Annotated in this window: 4 protein-coding genes; all 4 read left to right on the forward strand. The window is 67.3% G+C overall.

Annotation, left to right across the window (positions count from 1 at the left end; translation table 11 throughout):
* Positions 1–104: 104 nt before the first annotated feature.
* Genes ACFWX1_RS08440 through ACFWX1_RS08455 form a run of 4 tightly spaced genes read left to right on the forward strand, consistent with a single transcriptional unit; the run spans position 105 to position 3,832 of the window.
* Positions 105–1,112, forward strand: a complete 1,008-nt coding sequence (locus ACFWX1_RS08440; RefSeq protein WP_378385210.1) for a branched-chain amino acid ABC transporter permease — start codon at positions 105–107, stop codon at positions 1,110–1,112.
* A complete protein-coding gene (locus tag ACFWX1_RS08445; protein ID WP_378385212.1) occupies positions 1,109–2,215 on the forward strand; it encodes a branched-chain amino acid ABC transporter permease in 1,107 nt (368 codons plus the stop codon). Before ACFWX1_RS08440 ends, ACFWX1_RS08445 begins: the two co-directional genes overlap by 4 nt.
* Positions 2,212–3,132, forward strand: coding sequence for an ABC transporter ATP-binding protein (locus ACFWX1_RS08450; RefSeq protein WP_378385214.1), 921 nt, complete (start codon positions 2,212–2,214; stop codon positions 3,130–3,132). The genes ACFWX1_RS08445 and ACFWX1_RS08450 overlap by 4 nt, the downstream gene beginning before the upstream one ends.
* Complete coding sequence (locus ACFWX1_RS08455; protein WP_378328215.1) at positions 3,119–3,832, forward strand: ABC transporter ATP-binding protein; 714 nt, start codon at positions 3,119–3,121, stop codon at positions 3,830–3,832. The genes ACFWX1_RS08450 and ACFWX1_RS08455 overlap by 14 nt, the downstream gene beginning before the upstream one ends.
* Positions 3,833–3,889: the final 57 nt, after the last annotated feature.

Below are 3,889 nucleotides of genomic sequence, written 5' to 3' on the forward strand. Positions count from 1 at the left end.
TCCCCCAAACAGTGCCTTTACCCCCCGGGGCAGGGGGCCGGGGGGGGGGGGCCCGCCGCCCCCCCCCCCCCCCCCCGAGCCGTACCCGGAGAGAACGAGAATCCGTGCACCCCACGCTGACTCCGTTCCTGGCTGAATCCGGTTCGTGGATCCATTTCGATGTGGACACGTTCCTCGGACAGTTCTGGAACAACACCTTCGACGGGCTGACCCAGGGTGCGATCTACGCATTGATCGCATTGGGCTACACGCTCGTCTACGGTGTCCTCAAACTGATCAACTTCGCCCATTCCGAGGTCTTCATCGTCGGCACGTTCGCCGCCTGGGTGACGTTCTATCTGCTCGGTTTCCGGCCGGGCGCCGACCCCGTGCTGGGCGTCGGGGAACTCATCCTGTACCTCGGGCTCGCGCTGATCGCGGCGGTGGCAGTGTCCGGCCTGACCGCTGTCGGCCTCGAGCGCGTGGCCTACCGGCCGCTGCGCAATCGCAACGCGCCGAAACTCGTCTTCCTGATCACCGCGATCGGCGCGTCGTTCGCGCTCCAGCAGACCCTGAAGCTCATCTTCGGGCTCAACGCGCAGCGCTCGATCCGGCTGCTCACCCCGCAGACGCTCTTCGAAATCTTCGGCACCAAGATCACCGACCGCGACATCCTGATCGTCGTCGCGTCGGTCCTCGCCTGGCTCGTCGCGGACTACTTCGTCAACCGCACCAAGGTGGGCCGCGGTATCCGCGCGGTCGCCCAGGACCCCGACACCGCGACGCTGATGGGCGTCAACAAGGAACGGGTCATCATCGTGACGTTCCTCGTCGGCGGCCTGCTCGCCGGCGCGGCGGCGTTGTTCTACCTGATGAAGATCCCGTCCGGCGCGATCTACAACGGCGGATTCCTGCTCGGTATCAAGGCGTTCGCGGCGGCGGTGCTCGGCGGCATCGGCAACCTGCGCGGCGCGCTGCTGGGCGGGCTCCTGCTCGGCATCGTCGAAAATTACGGTCAGTCGCTGTTCGGCGGCGAATGGAAGGACGTCGTCGCGTTCGTCGTCCTGGTGCTGGTCCTCATGCTCCGCCCGACCGGCATCCTGGGCGAATCACTCGGGAAGGCACGGGTATGACCACCGACAACGCACCCGCGCGCCCGTCGATCCGGGAGCGCTGGAACAGTCTGAGCCGTCCCGCCCAGTGGGGCATCCTCATCCCGCTGGTCGTGCTCATCTACTTCCTGCCGTGGCTGAACCCGCCGCTGCTGGCGACCACGGGCACCGACTTCCCGACCGCGATGTTCGACGTCGCCCGCTACGCGCTGGTCGCCGTCGGCCTCAACGTCGTGGTCGGCCAGGCCGGGCTGCTCGACCTCGGGTACGTCGGGTTCTTCGCCGTCGGCGCCTATGTCGCGGCGTTGTTCACCAGCCCGAGTTCGAGCCTCGCGAAGCTGCCCTACATCTGGACGCTGCCGCTGGCGATGGCGATCACGATGATCTTCGGCGTCATCCTCGGCACGCCGACACTACGGCTACGCGGCGACTATCTCGCCATCGTGACGCTGGGCTTCGGTGAGATCATCCGGCTCATCGCGGACAACGTCGGCCCGTTGCGCGGCCAGTCGGGATTCGAGCGGGTCGGGACCGACGCCGCCGGCAAACCGTTCCTGGCCAACGCGAGCCTGTGGTACGTCTTCACGGTCACGATCATCATCGCGATCCTGCTCCTGGTGGGGAACCTGGAACGCAGCCGCGTCGGCCGGGCCTGGGTCGCCATCCGGGAGGACGAGGACGCGGCCGAGATCATGGGCGTGGCGACGTACAAGTTCAAGATCTGGGCGTTCGTCATCGGCGCCGCGATCGGCGGCCTTTCCGGTGCGCTGTACGCCGGGAAACTGCAGTTCGTCAACAACCAGTCGTTCGACGTGGTGACCTCGATGCTGTTCCTGGCGGCCGTGGTGCTCGGCGGCGCCGGTAACAAGGTGGGCGTGCTGCTCGGCGCTGTCGTCGTGGCCTACCTGCCGCTGCGGTTCGTGCAGATCGCCGAGTACAACTACCTCATCTTCGGTATCGCGCTGATCATCCTGATGATCTTTCGCCCGCAAGGGCTGCTCGGCGCGCGCCAGCGGTTGCTGGCGCGGGGGAGGCAGGCATACCAGCGATTGCTCGGCAAGAGCGAGCAGATCAGCGGGGACAGCGCGCTCGCCGCGGAACCGACCCCAGGGGGCAAGGCATGACGCAGCCACAGGACGGCGCCAAGCCGGTCGAAGGCGGCCTGGTGGCCGAGGTCGAGCAGATGACCGAGGAGGAGCGCGCCGAGCACTTCGCCGAGGTCGCCGAGGTGGTCGCGCCCGACCGTGAGATCGCGGTCGACATCGGCCAGACCTTGCTGGAACTGCGGGACGTCACGGTGCGGTTCGGTGGCCTGGTGGCGCTGGATTCGGTGTCGTTCGGGATCCGCCGCGGCGAGATCCTCGGCCTCATCGGGCCGAACGGCGCGGGGAAGACGACGTGCTTCAACGCGATGACCGGCGTCTACCGGCCCACTTCGGGCAAGGTGCTGCTGGAGGACAAGCCGCTCGGCAAGGCGAACCGGCACACGATCACCCAGCGGGGGATCGCGCGCACGTTCCAGAACATCCGGCTCTTCGCCGAGATGACCGCGCTGGAGAACGTCGTCGTCGGGGCGGACGCCCGCCACAAGACGAGCGTGCTCGGCGCGTTGCTGCGGCTTCCCCGGCATCACCGCGAGGAGCGCGAAGCGGTGGACCGCGCGATGGCGCTGCTGGAGTTCGTGGGCATCGCCGACCGCGCCGCGGAGAAGGCGAAGAACCTGCCGTACGGCTACCAGCGCAGGCTGGAGATCGCGCGGGCACTGGCCACCGAGCCGAAACTGCTCTGCCTCGACGAGCCGGCCGCCGGGTTCAACCCGGCGGAGAAGGAAGAGCTCATGGGGCTGATCCGGACGATCCGCGACGACGGCTACACCGTCCTGCTGATCGAACACGACATGAAACTCGTCATGGGCGTGACCGACCGGATCGTGGTTCTGGAGTTCGGCAAGAAGATCGCCGAAGGAGTGCCGGCCGAGATCAGGGAGAACCCCGCTGTGATCGCCGCCTATCTGGGAGTGCCCGACGATGACGTTGCTTGAGCTGTCCGATGTGTCCGTCCACTATGGCCGGATCCAGGCCGTGTCCGGACTGTCCATCACGGTCAACGAGGGCGAGATCGTCACGCTGATCGGCGCCAACGGCGCGGGCAAGTCCACCACGATGCGGGCGATCTCCGGTATCCGCCCGGTGTCGAACGGGACGATCACCTTCGCCGGGGAGAACATCACCCGGCTGCGGGCCGACCTGCGGGTGGTCCGCGGGATCTCGCAGGCGCCGGAAGGCCGCGGGATCTTCCCCGGCATGACGGTGATGGAGAACCTCGACATGGGCGCGTACGCGCGCAAGGACCGCAAGAACCTCGGCCCCGACCTGGACCGCGTGTTCGAGCTGTTCCCGCGCCTTGCCGAACGCAAGAGCCAGGCGGGCGGCACGATGTCCGGTGGTGAGCAGCAGATGCTCGCGATCGGGCGCGCGCTGATGGCGAAGCCGAAGCTGTTGCTGCTGGACGAGCCCTCGATGGGGCTGGCCCCGCAGTTCATCCAGCAGATCTTCCGGATCATCACCGAGATCAACAAGCAGGGCACCACGGTGCTGCTCGTCGAGCAGAACGCGCAGCAGGCGCTGTCGCGGGCGCACCGGGCGTACGTGCTGGAGACCGGGCGCATCACGAAGTCCGGTACCGGCAAGGAACTGCTGGCCGACAACAGCATCAAGGAGGCCTACCTCGGCGTCGGCTGAGGCAGGTCGAAGGTCCGTGAAGGCCTCCTTCACAGCGCTCAACGCTGTGAAGGAGGG

Origin of the sequence: Amycolatopsis sp. NPDC059021, assembly GCF_042739895.1 — a bacterium.
GTDB lineage: Bacteria > Actinomycetota > Actinomycetes > Mycobacteriales > Pseudonocardiaceae > Amycolatopsis.